This is a genomic window from Pseudomonas iranensis (genome assembly GCF_014268585.2).
GTDB lineage: Bacteria > Pseudomonadota > Gammaproteobacteria > Pseudomonadales > Pseudomonadaceae > Aquipseudomonas > Aquipseudomonas iranensis.
The window spans coordinates 4,450,734-4,470,306 of the sequence record NZ_CP077092.1 but is presented as its reverse complement, the minus strand read 5'-3'; the positions used below and the strand labels follow the sequence as shown (position 1 = coordinate 4,470,306).

Annotated in this window: 17 protein-coding genes; 10 read left to right on the top strand and 7 right to left on the bottom strand. The window is 61.4% G+C overall.

Annotated elements, in window-relative coordinates; translation table 11 throughout:
• The first annotated feature begins 48 nt into the window (after nucleotides 1–48).
• Nucleotides 49–270, top strand: a complete 222-nt coding sequence (locus HU724_RS20030) for a DUF1127 domain-containing protein (RefSeq protein ID WP_024013770.1) — start codon at nucleotides 49–51, stop codon at nucleotides 268–270.
• Between the two features lie 64 nt (nucleotides 271–334).
• Entirely contained in the window at nucleotides 335–1,561 is a 1,227-nt protein-coding gene (locus tag HU724_RS20025; protein ID WP_186567875.1) for a winged helix-turn-helix domain-containing protein, read from the top strand.
• A gap of 89 nt (nucleotides 1,562–1,650) precedes the next feature.
• Here the strand turns inward: HU724_RS20025 and HU724_RS20020 are convergent, their stop codons facing one another.
• Nucleotides 1,651–2,997 (bottom strand): class II 3-deoxy-7-phosphoheptulonate synthase, encoded by a 1,347-nt coding sequence (locus HU724_RS20020; RefSeq protein WP_186567877.1) that lies wholly within the window; start codon nucleotides 2,995–2,997, stop codon nucleotides 1,651–1,653.
• Nucleotides 2,998–3,148: 151 nt separating this feature from the next.
• Between HU724_RS20020 and HU724_RS20015 the strand changes: the two genes are divergently transcribed.
• Nucleotides 3,149–3,904, top strand: a complete 756-nt coding sequence (locus tag HU724_RS20015) for a spermidine synthase (RefSeq protein ID WP_024013768.1) — start codon at nucleotides 3,149–3,151, stop codon at nucleotides 3,902–3,904.
• A gap of 109 nt (nucleotides 3,905–4,013) precedes the next feature.
• Here the strand turns inward: HU724_RS20015 and HU724_RS20010 are convergent, their stop codons facing one another.
• Nucleotides 4,014–4,805 (bottom strand): crotonase/enoyl-CoA hydratase family protein, encoded by a 792-nt coding sequence (locus tag HU724_RS20010; protein WP_071173120.1) that lies wholly within the window; start codon nucleotides 4,803–4,805, stop codon nucleotides 4,014–4,016.
• A 419-nt stretch (nucleotides 4,806–5,224) separates the two neighbouring features.
• On the opposite strand from HU724_RS20010, the gene HU724_RS20005 reads away from it, so the two are divergent.
• On the top strand, nucleotides 5,225–6,898 hold the full coding sequence (locus HU724_RS20005; RefSeq protein WP_016770859.1) for a DEAD/DEAH box helicase: 1,674 nt from the start codon (nucleotides 5,225–5,227) through the stop codon (nucleotides 6,896–6,898).
• Nucleotides 6,899–7,004: 106 nt separating this feature from the next.
• On the opposite strand, the gene HU724_RS20000 is transcribed toward HU724_RS20005, so the two are convergent.
• Nucleotides 7,005–7,772, bottom strand: coding sequence for a DODA-type extradiol aromatic ring-opening family dioxygenase (locus tag HU724_RS20000; protein WP_186567879.1), 768 nt, complete (start codon nucleotides 7,770–7,772; stop codon nucleotides 7,005–7,007).
• 103 nt (nucleotides 7,773–7,875) lie between these two features.
• On the opposite strand from HU724_RS20000, the gene HU724_RS19995 reads away from it, so the two are divergent.
• Nucleotides 7,876–8,532 carry a thiopurine S-methyltransferase gene (locus tag HU724_RS19995; RefSeq protein WP_186567881.1) on the top strand — a complete coding sequence of 219 codons (657 nt, stop codon included), beginning with the start codon at nucleotides 7,876–7,878 and terminating at the stop codon, nucleotides 8,530–8,532.
• Between the two features lie 172 nt (nucleotides 8,533–8,704).
• Here HU724_RS19995 and htpX read toward each other — a convergent pair whose 3' ends face one another.
• Nucleotides 8,705–9,592: a protease HtpX gene (htpX, locus tag HU724_RS19990; protein WP_007908619.1), complete on the bottom strand. Its 888-nt coding sequence runs from the start codon at nucleotides 9,590–9,592 to the stop codon at nucleotides 8,705–8,707.
• A gap of 303 nt (nucleotides 9,593–9,895) precedes the next feature.
• A complete protein-coding gene (locus tag HU724_RS19985) occupies nucleotides 9,896–11,107 on the bottom strand; it encodes a pyridoxal phosphate-dependent aminotransferase (protein WP_016770856.1) in 1,212 nt (403 codons plus the stop codon).
• A gap of 224 nt (nucleotides 11,108–11,331) precedes the next feature.
• Between HU724_RS19985 and msrB the strand changes: the two genes are divergently transcribed.
• From msrB to HU724_RS19970, 3 genes are all read left to right on the top strand, one after another.
• Nucleotides 11,332–11,727: a peptide-methionine (R)-S-oxide reductase MsrB gene (msrB, locus tag HU724_RS19980; RefSeq protein WP_016770855.1), complete on the top strand. Its 396-nt coding sequence runs from the start codon at nucleotides 11,332–11,334 to the stop codon at nucleotides 11,725–11,727.
• 104 nt (nucleotides 11,728–11,831) lie between these two features.
• The gene (locus HU724_RS19975) at nucleotides 11,832–12,317 is read left to right on the top strand and encodes a glutathione peroxidase (protein WP_016770854.1); all 486 of its coding nucleotides are present in this window, start codon (nucleotides 11,832–11,834) and stop codon (nucleotides 12,315–12,317) included.
• Nucleotides 12,314–12,772, top strand: coding sequence for a MarR family winged helix-turn-helix transcriptional regulator (locus tag HU724_RS19970; RefSeq protein WP_016770853.1), 459 nt, complete (start codon nucleotides 12,314–12,316; stop codon nucleotides 12,770–12,772). The genes HU724_RS19975 and HU724_RS19970 overlap by 4 nt, the downstream gene beginning before the upstream one ends.
• Here HU724_RS19970 and HU724_RS19965 read toward each other — a convergent pair.
• Nucleotides 12,756–15,077, bottom strand: a complete 2,322-nt coding sequence (locus HU724_RS19965; RefSeq protein WP_051600511.1) for a hybrid sensor histidine kinase/response regulator — start codon at nucleotides 15,075–15,077, stop codon at nucleotides 12,756–12,758. The two genes, HU724_RS19970 and HU724_RS19965, sit on opposite strands and share 17 nt — an antisense overlap.
• A 165-nt stretch (nucleotides 15,078–15,242) precedes the next feature.
• Here HU724_RS19965 and HU724_RS19960 point away from each other — a divergent pair, with 165 nt between their 5' ends.
• Complete coding sequence (locus HU724_RS19960; protein ID WP_016770851.1) at nucleotides 15,243–16,133, top strand: ATP-binding protein; 891 nt, start codon at nucleotides 15,243–15,245, stop codon at nucleotides 16,131–16,133.
• On the top strand, nucleotides 16,130–16,612 hold the full coding sequence (locus HU724_RS19955) for a GAF domain-containing protein (protein WP_016770850.1): 483 nt from the start codon (nucleotides 16,130–16,132) through the stop codon (nucleotides 16,610–16,612). Before HU724_RS19960 ends, HU724_RS19955 begins: the two co-directional genes overlap by 4 nt.
• Here the strand turns inward: HU724_RS19955 and HU724_RS19950 are convergent, their stop codons facing one another.
• Nucleotides 16,613–19,558 carry an HD domain-containing phosphohydrolase gene (locus HU724_RS19950; RefSeq protein WP_186567883.1) on the bottom strand — a complete coding sequence of 982 codons (2,946 nt, stop codon included), beginning with the start codon at nucleotides 19,556–19,558 and terminating at the stop codon, nucleotides 16,613–16,615.
• Nucleotides 19,559–19,573 lie beyond the last annotated feature (15 nt).

The following is a 19,573-nucleotide window of genomic DNA, read 5'->3' as shown; positions in this document are numbered from 1 at the left end:
CTTAGCGCTGGCGCGAGACTTGAGCCATCCACAAAAGGAGGCAAGACGATGAAAGGTCAAAGAGAGTATGCAAGCGAAGAACAGCTGTCCGGCCACGGCCATATCGTGTCCGATCTGCTGCACAAATTCAGCCGCTGGTATGAGCTGCATCGTGAACGGGAAATGCTCGCCGGTCTGAGCGATGAGGCGCTGAAAGACATCGGCATCAGCCGCGCCGATGTTGAACACGAAACCGTGCGGCCGTTCTGGGACGATCCGATGCATAAATGATGAGGCTATCGCTACACAAACCCCTTTCAGGTGAGGTAGGTTGCGAGCAGACATGGAGGAATAAATGCCCGCGACAGTGTTCTTTTCCCTCAAACAGGCGCGACGTCTGGCGCTGGCCGCCCAAGGGTTCAACGGGCGCCAGCCGCCGACCGTCAATGCCAGTCATCTCAACCGGCTGATCGAACGGCTGGGCCTGCTGCAAATCGATTCCGTCAATGCCGTGGTGCGCTCGCACTACCTGCCGCTGTTTTCCCGTCTCGGTTCCTATCCATCTGACTTGCTCGACCAGGCTGCCTGGAGTGCGGGCCGGCGGCGCACGCTGTTCGAATACTGGGGCCATGAAGCGTCGCTGTTGCCGCTGTCGATGTACCCGTTGCTGGGTTGGCGCATGCAACGCGCCAAGCGTGGCGAAGACATCTATCAGCAACTGGCAAAGTTTGGTCGCGAACAGCAGGAAACCATCCGCCGTGTGCTGACTGCGGTTGAGGAGCGGGGCGCGCTGGGCGCTGGCAGTCTGTCGACCCGCGAAGACAAGGCCGGGCCGTGGTGGGACTGGAGTGCCGAGAAACATGCACTGGAATGGTTGTTCGCCGCCGGTGAGGTCACAGTGGCGGGGCGACGCGGTTTCGAGCGCTTGTACGATTTGCCCGAGCGGGTGATTCCTGCGGCGATCCTGCAACAGCCCACGCCGGACGAGGCCGAGGCGCAACGCGGTTTGCTGTTGCATGCGGCGCAAGCATTGGGCGTTGGTTCGGAAAAAGACCTGCGTGATTACTTTCGCCTGAGCCCCGCGGATGCGCGCCCGCGTCTGGCTGAGTTGGTTGAGGCGGGGCAATTGCAGATGTGCGAAGTCGGCGACTGGCGGCAGATCGCCTATTGCCTGCCGGAGCCCAAAGTGCCGCGCAAGGTCATTGCCAGTGCGCTGCTGTCGCCGTTCGACTCGCTGATCTGGGAGCGCAGCCGCACCGAGCGTTTGTTCGATTTCCGCTATCGTCTGGAAATCTACACACCGCAGCCCAAGCGCGTTTACGGCTATTACGTGCTGCCGTTTTTGCACAACGAGCGGATCGCCGCGCGGGTTGATCTACGCGCAGAGCGGGCGGCGGGGCAGTTGGCGGTGCATGCGGTGCACGAAGAGGAGCCGGGGCTGGACGAGGAGGGCATGCTGGCGCTGGCGCTGAATTTGCGGCGGATGGCGGGTTGGCTGGGGCTTGAGCGGGTGCAGTTGAATTGTCAGCGCGAGAGTGCGGGGCGGTTGCGGGTGGCATTGGCGCGGATTGAGGTTGCCTGAGCCGGCCCTTTCGCGAGCAGGCTCGCTCCCACAGGGAAACGCATTGCAAATGTGGGAGCGAGCCTGCTCGCGAAGGGAGGCGACGCCGTCTAGCGGCGGACTTGCTTCAGGGTCTCGGCAATCAAAAACGCCAATTCCAGCGACTGGTCGGCATTCATCCGCGGATCGCAGTGGGTGTGGTAACGGTCGGACAAGCCATCCTCGGTAATTGGTCGGGCGCCGCCGATGCACTCGGTGACGTTCTGCCCGGTCATCTCGATATGAATGCCGCCGGCATAGCTGCCTTCCGCTTCGTGCACCTGGAAGAACTGCTTCACCTCGCCAAGGATCTGTGCGAAGTCACGGGTCTTGTAGCCGCTGCTGGCCTTGATGGTGTTGCCGTGCATCGGATCGGAGCTCCACAGCACCTGCTTGCCTTCGCGCTGGACCGCGCGGATCAGTGCCGGCAGATGATCGCCGACCTTGTTCGCGCCCATCCGCGCGATCAGGTTCAAGCGGCCCGGATCGTTGTCCGGGTTGAGCACGTCGATCAGGCGGATCAGGTCATCGGGGTTCATGCTCGGGCCGACCTTGACGCCGATCGGGTTGTTCACGCCGCGCAGGAATTCAACGTGCGCGCCGTCGAGCTGGCGGGTGCGGTCGCCGATCCACAGCATGTGCGCCGAGCAATCGTAGTAATCGTTGGTCAGGCTGTCGCGGCGCACGAAGGCTTCTTCGTAGTTCAGCAGCAACGCTTCGTGGGCGGTGAAGAAACTGGTTTCGCGCAGTTGCGGTGAGCTGTCCATGCCGCAGGCGCGCATGAACGCCAGGGTTTCATCGATGCGGTCGGCGAGGTGGCTGTACTTCTCGGCCAGCGCCGAGTTGGCGATGAAATCCAGGTTCCACTTGTGCACTTGGTGCAGGTCGGCGAAACCGCCCTGGGCGAAAGCGCGCAACAGGTTCAAGGTTGCTGTGGACTGATGATAGGACTGCAGCAAACGCTCCGGATCCGGCACGCGGCTCTTTTCGTCGAAGCCGATGCCATTGACGATGTCGCCACGGTAGGCCGGCAGGGTCACGCCGCCGATGGTTTCGTCGTTGGCCGAACGCGGCTTGGCGAACTGACCGGCCATGCGCCCGACCTTGACCACCGGGCAGCCAGCGGCGAAGGTCATGACGATTGCCATTTGCAGCAACACTTTGAAGGTGTCGCGGATCTTCGCGGCGGAGAATTCGGCGAAGCTTTCCGCGCAATCGCCGCCCTGCAACAGAAACGCGCGACCCTGGGTGACTTCGGCAAACTGCCGGCGCAGCTCGCGCGCTTCGCCGGCGAACACCAGCGGCGGATAGCTGGCCAGAGTCTGCTCGACCTGTTGCAGGTGCGCGGCGTCGGGGTATTGCGGTTGTTGCTGGATCGGCAGGGCGCGCCAGCTGTCAGGGCTCCACGGTTGGCTCATCACGGTCTCGAAGTTCGTACGCAGGGAAGCGCCATGTTAGCAGCAATTAGTGCGTGACCTGCTCCCGCCCCATCGCCGACAATCGCCGCTTTGCCACGGCGCCACAGCGGTGCCATCGCGTCACCGCGCCCGGTGACCATCAGGAGACGAAATGACTGAGGAGCGCGTCGAGCATCTGCTCGCCGAAGTACAGGATGAGTTCGGCGTGATTCGCGTGCTGGAAGTGGCCGATTACCGCTTTCTCGAGTTCGGCGATGCGATCGAGCAGAGCTGCGTGTTCACCGCCGACCCGAGCTGGCTGGAGTACGACTACACCCGCGCGATGCTGATCGGCGCGCTGTGCCACGAGCAGCCGGAGAGCGCGCTGTTTCTCGGTTTGGGCGCGGGCACGCTGACCCAGGCTTGCCTGAAATTCCTGCCGCTGGAAGACGTCGAAGCCATCGAACTGCGCCCGGACGTACCGCGCCTGGCCATCGAATATCTCGGCCTGGATGACGATCCGCGTTTGTACATCCGCGTCGGCGATGCGCTGGAATTGCTGCCGACTGCCGAGCCGGCGGATCTGATTTTCGTCGACCTCTATACCGATGTCGGTCCCGGTGTCGGACATCTGGCCTGGAGTTTTCTCGGCGATTGTCAGAAACGCCTGAATCCGGGCGGCTGGCTGGTGATCAATCAGTGGGCCACCGACGATGGCAAGCCACTGGGCGCGGCGTTGTTGCGCGGGCTCTATCACCGGCATTACTGGGAGTTGCCGGTGAAGGAGGGCAACGTGATTCTGATCGTTCCGGCGGATCTCGATCAGGCGCTGGACATGCAGGCGCTGACCCAACGGGCCGAAGCGCTGGCGCCGCAGCTGGGGTATTCGTTGCAGTCGTTGATCAACGCGATTCGCCCGGCGACCTGAGCCGGCAGTACCGCCCCCTTCGCGAGCAGGCTCGCTCCCACATTTGAAATGCGTTCTACCTGTGGGAGCGAGCCTGCTCGCGAAAAGGCCCTGACAGGCAGCAGATTCTTCACACCCCTTTGAAAATCCCTGGCCGCCGCTCCACCAACGACCGCACCCCCTCCCGGGCATCCTCAGTGGCGAGCAACTTCTTCACCAGCGCCGGTAACGCCTGCGCCGCCGCTGTCTCACCCTCATAACGCGCCTGTCGCGCTGACATCAAGGTCGCCTGCACGCCCAGCGGTGCCTGCCGGGCAATCCGTTCGGCCAGCTCGATCGCGCGGGGCAGCAAGTCTTCGCTGGCCATCACTTCCTGGACCAAGCCCAGATGCAACGCATCGTGGGCATCGAACTCATCGCCAGTGAGCAACCAGCGCATCGCATTGCCCCAGCCGGCAATCTGCTGGAAACGCAAAGTCGCGCCGCCAAACGGAAAGATCCCACGCTGCACTTCCATCTGCGCGAAGCGAGTATTGCTCGCGCACAGGTTGATGTCCGCCGCCAGCATCAGCTCGATGCCGATGGTCAGGCAGTAACCCTGCGCGGCGACGATGACCGGTTTGCTCACCCGTGGGCCGACGAAAACGCCCCAGGGATCGCAGCCGCCGCTCGGAACCTGCCAGCCTTCGGCCAGGGCTGCGCTGGCATTGACCAGATCGAGCCCGGCGGTGAAGTGCTCGCCATGGCCGAACACCACGGCGACCCGCGCTTCGCGGTCGGCTTCGAATTCGCCGTAGGCCAGGCTCAGGTCGTTGAGCAGGTCGATATCGAAAGCGTTGCGCTTGGCCGCCCGATCGAGGCCGATCAAGTGCACATGACCACGACGTTCTCGGCTGACGCGGCCGGCGCAGGGCTGATTCATGGCTAAATCCTCAAGCGGGAAGGGCGGGTGCGCGGCGCTTTGCCGCAGGTCGGTGAACCGTTTAAGCGTCATCGCCCGCAGGGCCGGGCCTTTGCAAAATAGACCGTTGCGCGATTATCCGCAAAACCCCGTTACACGGCGGTGACACACGGATAAGGGCCACAAAAAAAGCTCCCTTTTCGGGCGAAATCCGGTATAGTGCGCGCCGGCCTTTAACCGGGCCGCGTTTAGGTAGCGCATTTCCCGAAGTCAGCTTCGGCTGCACGTCCGCATTGCGGGCTCTTCCTTGACGATTCATCTTCATTCATTCGTTTTCGCAAATCCCCGCCGACAAAGCTGCCAGGGCGACTCTTGAGTCTCAACACGGCATGCGCAGCTTTGGAGCATGGGTCTTTGCGGATGCACTTAGAGGCAGACCCATGACCCAGGAAACCGGCGGATTCGCCGCTTTTAATCTCAACCCGAATATTCTTGCAGCCGTCGCAGCGACTGGCTACGAAGAGCCTTCGGCGATTCAGCAGCAATCGATCCCGATCATCATGGCCGGCCAGGACATGATTGGCCAGGCGCAAACCGGTACCGGTAAAACCGCCGCGTTCGCACTGCCTATTCTGCACCGCATCGATCCTGCCAAGCGCGAACCGCAAGCCCTGATCCTGGCGCCAACCCGAGAGTTGGCGCTGCAAGTAGCAACCGCTTTTGAAACCTACGCCAAGCAAATGCCAGGCGTCACCGTCGTGGCTGTCTACGGCGGCGCGCCGATGGGCCCGCAACTCAAGGCAATCCGTAATGGCGCACAGATTGTTGTCGCTACTCCGGGTCGTCTGTGCGACCACCTGCGTCGCGACGAGAAAGTCCTGTCGACCGTGAACCATCTGGTTCTCGACGAAGCTGACGAAATGTTGAAGCTGGGCTTCATGGATGACCTGGAAGTCATCTTCAAGGCTCTGCCATCGACCCGCCAGACCGTGCTGTTCTCGGCGACCCTGCCGCAGTCGATCCGCGCCATTGCCGAACGCCACCTGCGCGATCCGCAACACGTCAAGATCCAGACCAAGACCCAGACCGTTACCGCGATCGAACAGGCTCACCTGTTGGTTCACGCTGACCAGAAAACCTCGGCCGTACTCAGCCTGCTGGAAGTCGAAGATTTCGACGCCCTGATCATGTTCGTGCGCACCAAGCAAGCGACCCTGGACCTGGCCAGCGCCCTCGACGCCAAAGGCTACAAAGCCGCCGCGTTGAACGGTGACATCGCCCAGAACCAGCGTGAGCGCGTGATCGACTCGCTCAAGGATGGCCGTCTGGACATCGTTGTCGCGACCGACGTTGCTGCCCGTGGGCTGGACGTTCCGCGCATCACTCACGTGTTCAACGTTGACATGCCGTACGACCCGGAGTCCTACGTGCACCGTATCGGCCGTACCGGCCGTGCCGGTCGCGAAGGTCGTGCACTGCTGCTGGTGACTCCACGTGAGCGCCGCATGCTGCAAGTGATCGAGCGCGTAACCGGTCAGAAAGTTGCCGAAGTACGCCTGCCAGACGCTCAAGCCGTTCTCGATGCTCGCATCAAGAAACTGACCAACAGCCTGTCGCCGCTGGTTGCTGACGCCGAATCGACTCACGGTGAACTGCTTGATCGCCTGACTGCCGACATCGGTTGCACCCCGCGTGCACTGGCTGCTGCGCTGCTGCGCAAGGCCACCAACGGTCAAGCGCTGAACCTGGCAGCGATCGAGAAGGAACGCCCACTGGTGCCGAACAACGCACCGCGTGGCGACCGTCCTGAGCGTTCCGGTGACCGCCCTGATCGTGGTGACCGCGAGCGTCGCGCGCCAATGCCTTTGGGCGAAGGCCGTGCTCGTTGCCGTACCGCGCTGGGTGCGCGTGACGGTATCGCTGCGAAAAACCTGCTGGGCGCCATCCTCAACGAAGGCGGTCTGGCCCGTGAAGCGATCGGTCGCATCCAGGTGCGTGACAGCTTCAGCCTCGTCGAACTGCCGGAAGAAGGTCTGGAAAAGCTCCTGACCAAGCTGAAGGACACTCGCGTGGCTGGTAAGCAGCTCAAGCTGCGTCGCTACCGCGAAGATTGATCCGCCCTTGGGCTGATTGATCGCACATAAAAAATCCCCGACTGGTTCGGGGATTTTTTTTGCCTGTTCATTGGCTACTGTGGGAGCGAGCCTGCTCGCGAAGGCCTCAACCGAAGCGATAAATATCCATACCCAGCGCCCCCATCGTGAAACCCTGATGCGCCACGCTGAAAATCCCGCCGGCACCGCGAGCAAAGTACAGCGGCAACAAATGCTCATCACTCGGGTGGCTGCGCACAGCATTCGGCGCCTGTTGGCGATAATCATGCAGCGCCGTTTCATCGTTGGCGGCCAGCTTGTCGATCATCCAGTCACGGAAACTACGCGCCCACGGTTCAATGCTTTCCGGGCCGGCATGCCAGTCCAGCTCGCGCAGGTTGTGGGTGATGCTGCCGGAGCCGATCAACAGAATGCCTTGTTCGCGCAGGCTCGCCAGCGCACGGCCAACCCGCGTCTGTAACGCCGGCCCGCCACGACTCGGCAGCGAAACTTGCACCACCGGAAGGTCGGCCTGCGGATACATCAACGACAGTGGCACCCAAACACCATGATCAAACGGTCGTTGCGGATCGAGCCGCGCCGGCAAGTCATGGGCGTTCAGCAGTTCAGCTACTTCGGCGGCCAGCTGCGCATTGCCCGGTGCCGGGTACTGCACTTCAAACAGCGCACGGGGGAAACCGCCGAAGTCGTGCCAGGTTTCCGGATGCGGGTGGCTGCTGACCAGCAGTTCCTGGCTTTCCCAGTGTGCAGAGACGATGACGATGGCTTTGGGACGCGGCAGTTCGGCGGCCAGTCGCGCCAGTGCCGGGCCGCTGGCACCGGGCTCCAGCGCCAGCATCGGTGAACCGTGGGAGATAAACAGGCTGGGCAACATGGACGGGCTCCTGAGCGCTAAGATGAGCCATCTTCAGTCAGATCATCGATCTGAATCCAATATAAGTTTCTGCGGTTTTTCATCGGTTTTTCGGGAGTGATCCATGCAGCCTGAGTTTTGGTACAAGAAATGGGATTCGAACCAGATCGGCTTTCATCAGTCCGAGGCCAACCCGTATTTGCAGCGTTACTGGCCGGAGCTGGCGATTGCACCGTCGGCGCGTGTGCTGGTGCCGCTGTGCGGGAAGAGTCTGGATCTGCTCTGGCTTGCCGGGCAGGGACATCAGGTGCTTGGAGTGGAGCTATCGGAAAAGGCTGTCGAGGAGTTTTTCAGCGAACATCAGTTGCAGCCGCAGATCAGCGAGAAGGGCGCATTCAAGGTTTATCGCAGTGATGCCATCGAACTGTGGTGCGGGGATTTTTTCGCGCTGACGGCAGAGGATGTTGCCGGTTGCACCGCGCTGTACGACCGCGCCGCGCTGATTGCCTTGCCGGACGCGATGCGTCAGCGCTATGCGGCGCATCTGCAGCAGTTGCTGGCGCCGGAGATGAAAGGGCTGGTGATTACCCTGGATTACGATCAGACGCAGATTCCGGGGCCGCCGTTTGCGGTGAATGATGATGAGGTGCAGCGGTTGCTCGGCCAGGGTTGGCAGGTGGAGAACCTGGAAGAGCGGGATATTCTGGCTGTGAGCCCGAAGTTTCTGCAGGGCGGGGTTGAGTGGTTGGTGGAGCGGGTTTATCGGGTTTCTTCCAGATAGTTTTCTGTCAGCAGCTCCGGCGTCTTCGGGAGCAGGCTCGCTCCCACAGGGGAATGCTTTCCAAAGGTGGGAGCGAGCCTGCTCGCGAATGGGACTTTGCTGACAACGCATGATCTGAAGATACAAAAAAAGGCCCGCATCGCTGCGGGCCTTCTTTTTCACTTCGGTCAAATCAACCGCGACGACGCAGTGCGTCAATACGCTCTTCCAGCGGCGGGTGGCTCATGAACATGCGGGCGAAGCCCTGTTTGATGCCACCGTTGATGCCGAAGGCGTTCAGGGTGTCGGGCATGTGCACCGGCAGGCCCTGTTCGGCACGCAGACGTTGCAGAGCGCCAATCATCGCGCTGGTACCGGCCAGGCGGGCGCCGGCTTCGTCGGCACGGAATTCGCGCTTGCGCGAGAACCACATGACGATTGCGCTGGCGAGGATGCCCAGCACCAGTTCGGCGAAGATGGTCGCCACGTAGTAGGCGATGCCCTGGCCTTCTTCGTTCTTGAAGATGACCTTGTCGACGAAGTTGCCGATGATCCGCGCGAAGAACATCACAAAGGTGTTCACCACGCCCTGGATCAGCGCCAGCGTGACCATGTCGCCGTTGGCGACGTGACCGATTTCGTGGGCCAGTACGGCTTTCACTTCATCGGGCGAGAATCGCTCGAGCAGGCCCTGGCTGACCGCGACCAGCGCGTCGTTCTTGTTCCAGCCGGTGGCGAAAGCATTCGCTTCGTAGGCCGGGAAAATCCCGACTTCAGGCATCTTGATCCCGGCTTCGCGGGACAATTGCTCGACCGTTTGCAGCAGCCATTGCTCATGACGAGTGCGTGGCTGGCTGATGATTTGCGTACCGGTGCTCATCTTCGCCATCCACTTGGAGATGAACAGCGAGAACAGCGAGCCGGCGAAACCAAAGACCGCACAGAAGACCAGCAGCTGACTGAGGTCGAGGTCGACCCCGTTGGCCGCCATGAACCCGTTGAAGCCGAACAGGCTCAGGGTGATGCTGGCTATCAGCACGACCGCCAGGTTAGTGGCCAAAAACAGCAGGATGCGCATCATGGTTGTAGAACTCTCCTCAAGCTAAAGATGTAGCGTACTGCGGGGTATATAAGGTGCGGCACCGGGCTATTCAACCGAGTGACTATTTCAAACTGTGTCCTACAGCGGTTTCCTGAGCAAAAAGAAAATTCCCACCCTCGATTCCGACACGGATGACACAGCCTTTCGCCCCGCCGCCATTAGGTCAGATACGTCTGTACGGCTCGCATCGCAAGTGTAGAAGGGCTGCAAAGGCGCGGAACAAAGATGTGTTGCTGAATCAGACAGTGCGCAACAGCCAATTCGTTGCGCACTGCTGGCCCATTACTGGCGGTAGGACTTGAGGAAGTTGCCGATGCGGCCGATGGCCATTTCCAGATCATCGACGCGGGGCAGGGTGACCACGCGGAAGTGATCCGGCCACGGCCAGTTGAACGCCGTGCCCTGCACCACCAGCAGCTTCTCGGAAAGCAGCAGATCAAGCACGAATTTCTCGTCGTTGTGGATCGGGCAGACCTTCGGGTCGATTTTCGGGAACGCGTACAGCGCGCCCATCGGCTTCACGCAGCTGACGCCGGGAATATCGTTAAGCAACTCCCAGGTGCGATTGCGCTGCTCCAGCAGGCGACCCTGCGGCAGCACCAGATCGTTGATGCTCTGGTAGCCGCCCAGCGCGGTCTGGATCGCGTGCTGGCTCGGCACGTTGGCGCACAGGCGCATGTTGGCCAGCATGTCGATGCCTTCGATGTAACTCTGCGCGTTGTGTTTCGGCCCGGAAATGGCAATCCAGCCGGAGCGGAAACCGGCCACGCGGTAGGATTTCGACAGGCCGTTGAAGGTCAGGCAGAGCAGGTCCGGCGCCAGCGAAGCGGTGCAGATGTGCACGGCGTCGTCATAGAGAATCTTGTCGTAGATCTCATCGGAGAACACCACCAGATTGTGCGCCCGGGCGATTTCCAGCATGCCCAGCAACACTTCCTTCGAGTACACCGCACCGGTCGGGTTGTTCGGGTTGATGATCACCATGGCCTTGGTGTTCGGGGTGATCTTGGCCTTGATGTCGGCCAGATCCGGGAACCAGTCGGCGCCTTCGTCGCACAGATAATGCACAGCGTTACCGCCAGCGAGGCTGACGGCAGCGGTCCACAGCGGATAGTCCGGGGCTGGCACCAGCACTTCGTCGCCGTTGTTGAGCAGCGCCTGCAGCGACATCACGATCAGCTCGGACACACCGTTGCCCAGGTAGATGTCTTCGATGCCGACACCTTCAACCTGCTTCTGCTGGTAGTACTGCATCACCGCCTTGCGCGCGCTGAACAGGCCTTTGGAATCGCTGTAGCCCTGCGCGGTCGGCAGGTTGCGGATCACGTCCTGGAGGATTTCGTCCGGCGCTTCGAAACCAAACGGCGCCGGGTTGCCGATGTTCAGCTTGAGGATGCGCTGGCCTTCCTCTTCCAGTCGTTTGGCGTGCTTGAGCACCGGGCCGCGAATGTCGTAGCAGACGTTGGCGAGCTTGTTCGATTTGCTGAACTGCATGGCGATGTGATCCCGAAAATGAACGATCCAGGCGGCAAATGGACAACCGTACTGGGATTGCTGCGTCTTCGCACAGGCGGAGGTCTGGCGCTTTTGCGCTCAGAATCCGTTTGAATGCGCCCGGTCTGGCTGCCAGACTGGCGCGTGACGAGGCGCAATCATACGTGCCGCCCGATCCGTGGAAAAGGTACAGATCGGGCTTTTTCAGCCGCTGAGGTGTGATGATGGAAAAGTTGCAGAAAACCCTGGAAGAATGGCGTGCCATGCTCGACCCCGAGCAGTACAACGTCTGCCGTCTGAGTGCCACCGAGCGTCCGTTCTCGGGCAAATACAACGACACCAAAACCGACGGTGTCTACCACTGTGTCTGCTGCAACGAGCCTTTGTTCGATTCCAAGACCAAATTCGACTCCGGCTGCGGCTGGCCGAGCTTTTATGCGCCGATCGGCGATAGCGCGATGGCTGAGATCCGCGACACCAGCCACGGCATGATCCGCACCGAAGTGAAATGCGCGCGCTGCGATGCGCATCTGGGGCACGTATTCCCGGATGGCCCGCCACCGACCGGCCTGCGTTATTGCATCAACTCGGTGTGCCTGAATCTCGAGCCGCGCGAATAACCGAAACAGGCGACATTGCGTCGCCTCTTTATCGAGCAATTAGATTGCACACAATTCAATTGCTCGTTATGTTTGCGCCTTCCTCACCATTGCGGAGCCGACCCATGAGCGACAACCTGCTGAATATCCCGTGCACCACCATCAAGGGTGAGCAAAAGACCTTGGCCGATTTCGCCGGCAAAGCCGTGCTGGTGGTCAATACCGCGAGCAAGTGTGGCTTCACTCCGCAATACAAGGGCCTCGAAGAACTCTGGCAGACCTACAAGGACCAGGGGCTGGTGGTGTTGGGTTTCCCGTGCAACCAGTTCGGCAAACAGGAGCCGGGCAATGAGGGCGCCATCAGCGAGTTCTGCGAGCTGAATTTCGGCGTCAGCTTCCCGCTGTTCAAGAAGATCGACGTCAACGGCGCCGATGCTCACCCGCTGTTCGTGCAGTTGAAGAAGCGCGCCCCGGGCCTGCTCGGCTCGCAGGGCATCAAGTGGAACTTCACCAAGTTCCTGATCGGCAAGGATGGCCAGTTGGTCAAGCGTTTCGCGCCGACGACCAAACCGCAGGACCTGAGCGGCGAGATCGAAGCTTTGCTGAAATGAGCCAGCCGGGTGACTCGCTGAAGCTCGACAGCCAGTTGTGCTTCAAGCTGTACGCGGCCTCGCGGGCGGTGATTCGCGCCTATAAGCCGATGCTCGATCAGTTGGGCCTGACCTACCCGCAGTACCTGGCGATGCTGGTGCTGTGGGAGTGGCAGGATGCTGCGCCGGAGCAACCGACGGTCAAGGCCTTGGGCGAGCGTCTGGCGCTGGACTCGGGGACATTGACGCCATTGCTCAAGCGTCTGGAGCAGATCGATCTGGTCCAGCGCAGGCGCTCGGCGCGCGACGAACGTGAGATGCACCTGAGCCTGACGCCTGCCGGAGCCGCATTGCGCGAGCGGGTCGGGCCACTGAAGGCGCGCCTGCTCTGCGACAGTGGCGTTGATCTTGACCGGCTCAACGACTTGCGCGCTGGCCTCGATCACTTGCTCGGGCAAATCAAAGCGCTGGCGTAGTCGGCATCCACTGATCGAGCAGCGCGGCGAGTTCTTCGCGGCGAAACGGTTTGGCCAGATAGTCACTCATGCCCGCCGCGCGGCAGCGTTCGCGTTCCTCGGACATGGCGTTGGCGGTCAGCGCGACAATCGGCAGATTCGGCCAGCGCCCGCTCTGGCGAATCTGCCGACTGGCTTCATAGCCATCCATCACCGGCATGTTGCAGTCCATCAGCACCAGATCGAAATCGGCAAACTCCAGCTGATCCAGCGCCTCGGCGCCATGCCCCGCCACCACCACATCGCAGCCAAGCTTGCCAAGCATGCCTTTTGCCACCAGTTGATTGACCGGGTTGTCCTCGACCAGCAGCACCTTGCCGCGGCGCGCGGACGGCGAGGCGTCCGCTTGCGCTTCGGTGAGGGCGGCGACCTCCGGTTGCAGAATCCGTCGCAGATGCTGGTACAGCGCGTTGCGCGCCAGCGGCCGGGCCTGCTGCTGCAAGGGGGCGAGGGCGGCGGCTTCTTCGCTGGGCAGAAAACTGCCGTAAGCAGTCACCAGCAGAATCGGCGCGGTGATGCTCGGGCGCAGACCGAACAGGCATTCCGGACAATCGGTGATCAGCACATCCGGATTCAGGCCCAGCAGCGAATCATCAATAGTGCGCTGCGTGTATTCCAGGCCCCACACCGGCAACAGGCTTTTCAGCAATTCCGCCAGGCCACTGCTGGCAGCGGTGATGGCGAGAACCTTGCCGCGTAACGGTATCGGCGGCAGCGCGCGGGTGTGAGAGGGCAGTGGCAGTTCTGCGCAGAACTGGCTGCCGAAGCCGCTTTCGGAACTGATGGTCAGTCGACCCTGCATCGCCTCGCACAGGTTGTACGTCAGCGCGAGCCCCAGCCCGGTACCGCCGTACTGACGGGTGATACCAGCGCCGGCCTGGGTGAACGGCTGGAAGATTTTCACTTGCGCTTCCTGGGCGATGCCGATGCCGGTGTCGCAGACTTCGATGCGCACGCCACCCTTGTGTGCCGACAGGCGCACATCGACCCGACCGAAACGGGTGAATTTCAGCGCGTTGGACAGCAGGTTGCTGACGATCTGGCGCACCCGGGTCGGGTCGCCCAGCACCAGCGCCGGGAAGTGCGGCTCGATCAGGCAGGTCAGCTCGACGCTCGGCGCGGCGTTCTGCGAGAGCAGGTTGGCGGTGTCCTCGATCAGCGAGCCGAGGTCGAACGGGATGTTTTCCAGCTCCAGTTGCCCGGCGTCGAATTTCGACAGGTCGAGAATATCGTTGAGCAGTTCCACCAGCACCTTGCCCGAGTCGTGGGCGATCGACAGTTGTTGCTGCTGCTCGGCGTTGAGCGGGCCGTCCAGCGACAGCGCGATCATCCCCAGCAGACCGTTGAGTGGTGTACGGATTTCATGGCTCATGTTGGCCAGAAACGCCGAACGCGCTTCGGCCATGTCCAGCGCGGTGCGGCGTGCTACTTCCAGTTCTTCGTTGGATTGACTGAGGCGGGCGTTGATTGCCTTGAGTTCGGCGGTGCGCGCCGAAACGATGTCTTCCAGTTGCGCGAGGTATTCGGTCAGGCGGTTTTCCGCGGTGCGCCGTTGCTGGATTTCGGTGGCGATGTTCTCGAACTGCTGATTGGCGACTTTGACCAGCACGCCGATCTCATCGTTGCCGTGGCCGGCCGGGCACTCAAGCGTGGTCGGCTCGGCGCTGCGCGGGTCGCGGCCGCTGAGTTCACGGATGACCCGCACCAGTGGTTTGGTCAGCATCACGTAGAACAGCGCCAGGAGGATCCCGGTCAGCAGCAGGCTGCGGGCGAAACCGTTGAGCAGGGTGACTTCCGCGCGGCGCAAGAAGCGGCTGCCAAAGGCGTAAGTGTCGACTTCCAGTTTGAGGACGCCGAGGGATTCGTTGGGCAAATGGTCGAGGTACAGGCGATCTTCGAAATGACGCTTGGCGCCGAACAGGAAGTCGCTGATCAGCCGATAGCTGCTCTGCAGTTCCGGGCGTTTGACGTTGGCCAGCACGGTCTCGTTGTTGTCGATCAGTTGCGCGGCGATGATCGCCGGCGAGCGCAGCAGGCCGAGGGTGAGCTCCTGCGCCAGTTCGGCGTCGATGTTATAGGCGATGCGCGAGGCCGGATTGTGGCTGATTTCCAGCAGTGCGAGGATTTCCCGGTTGATGGAAGCGTCTTCGCTGGCATAATCGATGCCGATCTGCAGCAGACTGAGCAGGGTGCCCAGAATGAACCCGACCAGCACGGTAAGCCTGGCTTGCTTGTAAGACAGCCGGTGGGTGAATTTGATATCCATGGGTTGTTGAACCACTTCCGTTTCCCTTCGCTGCTCAAGCATAGTCGATCATGCAGGGATACCGAGGTTCCCGAATCGCCTTGTAACAAGGCTTGCTGAGGCGATTTTATCTGTGTGTCGTCGCTGGATCGTCATCATCACTGTGAAAGTGCCCGAGGAGAAGACGTGGATTCCCGATTGAATGCTTTTCTTGAACGCGCCGAGTCGGTTCTGGCGCGAATCGAACCACTGTTGCCGGCACCGCGCCCCGTCATTGACTGGAACACATGCCTGGCAGCGCGCTGGCAGCGTGACGGTCGCAGCGGCTACCTGTTGCCGCTGGAAGTCAGCCTCGACATGCGTCTGTCCGACCTGATCGGCGTCGACCGTCAGTTGGAGCAGTTGGGGCGCAACACACAACAATTTCTTGATGGCATGCCGGCCAACCACGCCTTGCTCTGGGGCTCGCGCGGTACCGGCAAGTCTTCGCTGGTGCGTGCGTTGCTGGCCGAGCACGCCGCTGCCGGCCTGCGTCTGATCGAGATCGAACGCGATCACTTGGCTGACCTGCCACGGGTGGTCGAGCAAGTCGCCAAATTGCCGCAACGTTTCGTGCTGTTCTGCGATGACCTGTCGTTCGAATCCGGCGAAGGCGACTATCGCGTGCTGAAAAGCGTGCTCGACGGTTCGCTCGAGCAGGCCCCTGACAACGTCTTGTTGTACGCCACTTCCAACCGCCGCCACCTGGTGCCGGAAAAGGAAAGCGACAACGAAAACTGGAAGCGCGTCGACGGCGAACTGCACCCGAGCGAAGCGGTGGAAGACAAGATCGCCTTGTCTGACCGTTTCGGTCTGTGGCTGTCGTTCTACCCGTTTACCCAGGAACATTTTCTCAACGTCGTCGAGCACTGGATCGGCCAGTTGGCCGCCAAGGCCGGCCTGAGCTGGCAGCGCGACGAAGCACTGGACATCCTCGCCGTGCGCTGGGCCACCGGCCGCGGTAATCGCAACGGACGTTGCGCGTATCAATTCGCCCGCTACTGGGTGGGACTGAAATTGCTGGAGCACAAGGCATGATTGATTTGCAACAAAGCGGCCAGGGCCTCGAAGGCTACGGTATGTTGGCCGCGCAACTGGAATCGCTACTGGCGGACGAGCGCGATTTCATCGCCAATGCCGCGCAGTTCTCGGCGTTCCTGTTCAACCAGCTCGATGATCTGAACTGGGCCGGTTTCTACCTCAATCGCAACGAAGAGCTGGTGCTCGGCCCGTTTCAGGGTCAGATCGCTTGCGTGCGCATCCCGTTCGGGCGCGGTGTGTGCGGCGCTGCTGCTGCCAGCCTGCAAACCCAGCGAGTCGAGGATGTGCATGCTTTCCCCGGTCACATCGCCTGCGACAGCGCGTCCAACAGCGAACTGGTTGTGCCGTTGGTCAAGGACGGTCGCCTGATCGGCGTGCTCGACCTCGACAGCCCGAAGTTGGCACGTTTCGGCGCCGAGGATCAGGCCGGCATCGAGCAACTGGCGGCGATTTTCCTGCGCCTGACCGACTGCTGATCAACCGCTGAGGCCAGCCTTGTGCAACAGGCTGGCCGTATCCACGCTGTCGATTTGCGCGGGATCAAGAAACCGCGTCGCGTACTGCATGTACACACCCTCATTGATGAACAGGCCGAACAGCGGCGCATCGATGTGCGCTTCACGGCACATGGTCGCCATGATCCCCAGCGCCTCGCTCAACGACTTGGCTTTCTTGTAAGGGCGATCGGCGGCAGTCAGCGCTTCGAAAATATCGGCAATCGCCATCATCCTCGCCGGCAGGCTCATTTCCTCGCGCTTCAGCCGTTTCGGATACCCGGTGCCGTCCATTTTTTCATGATGGCCGCCGGCGATCTCGGCAATGCTGTCCAAGTGACCGGGGAAGGGCAGGTGGCTGAGCATCATGATCGTCTGCACCATGTGATGGTTGATGATGTAGCGCTCTTCGCGGGTCAGGGTGCCACGGGCGATCTTCAGGTTGTACAACTCGCCGCGGTTGTACTTGTACGCGGGTACATCGAGTTTGAAGCCCCAGGGGTTGTCCTCGGGGATCAGCTCGTTCTTGTCGCGTTCGATCAGATGCTCGGGTTTGTCGGCCAGCAGTGTTTCACTGAAGGGCAGTGTCGGCGCCGGTGTTTTTGCCTGGCGGCGGTTTTCTTCCCATGACACACCGAGGCGATCATCAAGTGTGCGCAGCCATCTGCGTTGCGCGACTTGCTCGAGGCGCAGCAGATCGGCCTCGGCCATGGCCTCGCCACCGAGATTGCAGCGGGCGACAAAGGCGAAGTCGTCGTCGAGCATCAGCAACTCACTATCACGGGCGCGGGCCAGCGCCGCTTCGTCTCCACCGCTTGCCAGCGTCTGCCAGTAGTTGATCCACACGTCACGCTTGAGCACCTCGAAGCGGGTGCGGATTTCGTGGATGCGGTCGTTGATGGTCTCGAGCTTGGTGGCCTTGTCGACTACGTATTCCGGCGTCGTGACCTTGCCGCAATCGTGCAGCCACGCTGCGATGTGCAACGCCTCCCATTCATCCTCGCTCGGTTGGTAAGCGCTGAACGCCGGGTCCTGGCTTGCCGCAGCGGCCTGGGCGAGCATCAGCGTCAATTCCGGAACCCGCTGGCAGTGGCCACCGGTGTAGGGGCTCTTGGCATCGATCGCGCTGGCGAGCAGTTGGATGAAGGCATCGAGCAGTTGTTTCTGCCGCGCTTGCAGACGCTGACTTTCGATGCTCACCGCCGCCGCGCCGGACACCGCCTGCAAGAAGGCGATACGATCGGGGCGCAGCTTTTCCAGGTCGCCCGGCGCGCCGCTGTCATTGACCAGCAGAATCAGCAGGCCGATGGTTTCATCGTGCTGGTTGTGCAGGCGGATGCCGATCAAGTGGATGCGCGGTGATTCCATGGCCAGGAGGATTTTCTGCAAGTCGCCGGCCTGATCGAAGCCCAGATGGCTGACGGTATTGTTGGCGCTGGCCAGTTGCTCGAACCACGCCGGGCCGGTGTTCTTATGCAGCTCGCGTCCCTCAATGTCGAACGCCTCCAGCTTCCGCGGCACGCCATCAATCACCAGTCCATAAGGTTCCATGCGCGCGCCGTCGGCTTCGCGCAGATAGATCAGACCGGCCTGCGCCTGAGCGATCTGCACGGTTTCGAACAGCACGCGTTCGAGCAGCGGGGCAAAACGGGTTTCGGCGCAAAGGCTGTCGGTGATGCGGAAGAAACTGCCCAGGGTTTCTTTCATCCGCGCCATCGACAGGCTCAATTGATCGACTTCCAGTACGGGCGAGCGGCGCGCCAGCGGAGAACTGAAGTCGAAGCTGCGGATCGCGTCGGCTTCCTTGACCAGCGCATGCAGCGGCTTGACCAGAATCCGCGAAATCACCCAGCCCAATGGCAGGCACAGCAACAGGATGGCGAGGGTGATCAGCGCGCCTTGCCAGCGCATCCGGAACGCGTCCACCAGTAATTCGTCTTCCGGCACCAGCAGCGCCAGTTGCAAACCTTTCGGCCCGCCTTCCTCAATGCTGGTGCGCGCGACGATCCATTGCCGGTCGTTTACTTGCAGACGCTTGCCGATAGTGTCGGAGCTGAGCAGTGTGTTCAGTTCAGGGCTGAGATCGGCCGCTCTGGCCAGTCGCGCGGTGCGGTCATCGACGATCAGACGATGGCTGTCGGGGTAGGCCACGGCGTTGCCGTCGGTGTCGTACAACGCGATCTCTGTCGAAGGCGTGACCCGGTGCTTGCCCAAGGCTGTCGACAGCGAAGCGAGGGTCAGATCGGCGCCGATCACGGCATTCTCGCCGCTGCGCCGGGCCAGCGTGGTGCCGACATTGTGGGTCGAGAAAAATACATAGGGCTCGGTGGTGATTTGCCCTGCCTGTTGCAGGGCATCGCTGAACCAGGTCCGGCTGCGCGGATCGTAAGGCTCGTCTGGATGATCGCGGCGGCTGAGCGGCGTCAGGGCCTGATCAAAGAACAGTGATCGCGAGCGTACAGTGCCTTGCGGCTCGTGCTCGATGCTCCAGACCTGATAGGCCGCCGCTTCCGGCGCCTGAAGCTGTGTCTTGAGTTCCGCCGTGCGCAGCGCGCGCACCATGAAGAAATCACCATTGGTATAACCCAGATACAGCGAAGCCAGCGCCGGGTTGTCGGTCAGCGACTGGCTGAAGGGTTTGAGCAACGGCAGGCGTTGTTGCAGATCGCTCGCGTGGGCCGCCGGGGTGTCCGCCAGCAGGCTCAGCAGGTTGCGGATCGGTTGATAGGTTGCCTGCAGATCGAGGCGTACATCCTGCTCGATGCGGTCAAACAGCTTTTCGCTGCTCGACAGGATGATCTGCGTGGTCTGGTGGTAATTGAACAGGCCCAGCACCACGCCCGTAAGCAATAAAAGAAAGGTGAACATGACGCTGATGTGCACGTGCAGCGGCAACCGGCGTTGCTCGGGGCGCAGTGGGCTGTGCATTGCTGGCTCTCCATG